This window comes from Pseudomonas edaphica (genome assembly GCF_005863185.1).
GTDB lineage: Bacteria > Pseudomonadota > Gammaproteobacteria > Pseudomonadales > Pseudomonadaceae > Aquipseudomonas > Aquipseudomonas edaphica.
This window is the reverse complement of the sequence record NZ_VBVZ01001094.1, coordinates 1-727: the sequence shown is the minus strand read 5'-3', so window position 1 is coordinate 727 and position 727 is coordinate 1. Positions and strand designations below refer to the sequence as shown.

1 protein-coding gene is annotated in these 727 nt (G+C 62.2%); it reads left to right on the top strand.

The features are described 5' to 3' along the window. Positions 1-727 (top strand): GNAT family N-acetyltransferase (locus FEM54_RS33445; protein ID WP_138454386.1); only part of this gene is annotated, 727 nt, incomplete at both ends.

The following is a 727-nucleotide window of genomic DNA, read 5'->3' as shown; positions in this document are numbered from 1 at the left end:
CCGATGCCGAGGGCATCAGCCAGGTCATCCTGGCAGCCTTGCACAGCAGCAATGCGCGGGACTACCCGGCAGATGTGATTGCTCGGGTTGCCAGCAACTTCACACCCGACGCCGTGCTGGCCTTGCTCCAGCGCCGGGTGGTGCTGGTGGCGACCCAGGATCAGATGATCGTCGCCACCGCCGCCCTTGATGGCAATGTGGTGCGCTCGGTATTCGTCAACCCGGCGTTGCAAGGGCAGGGCATTGGCCGGCTGCTGATGATCGAGATTGAGCTGCGGGCCGTTGAAGCCGGGGTGACGGTCCTGAGCGTGCCGTCATCGCTGACGGCCGAGCCGTTTTATACCAAGCTGGGCTTTCACACGGTACGCGACGTTTACCATGGCAATGAGCGCACGCTCGTGATGGAGAAGGCCTTGTTATCGCGCCATCCCATCGGGCCATATCGCGATCGTCCGCACCGATCCCAGGTGGTGGCGCTTTGGCAGCAGGCGTTTGGCTATGACACCGCGCACAACCTGCCAAGCCTGGCAATCGACAAAAAGCTGGCGGTAAACGATGGGTTGTTCTTTGTGGCGACGGATAAAAAGGCCGTGATCGGCACTATTCTGGCCGGCTATGACGGGCATCGCGGCTGGTTGTATTCGGTGGCGGTGCACCGCGATTATCGTCGGCAGGGCCTGGGTGCTTCGCTGGTGCGCTATGCCGAGCAGGCGTTGACTGCGTTGGG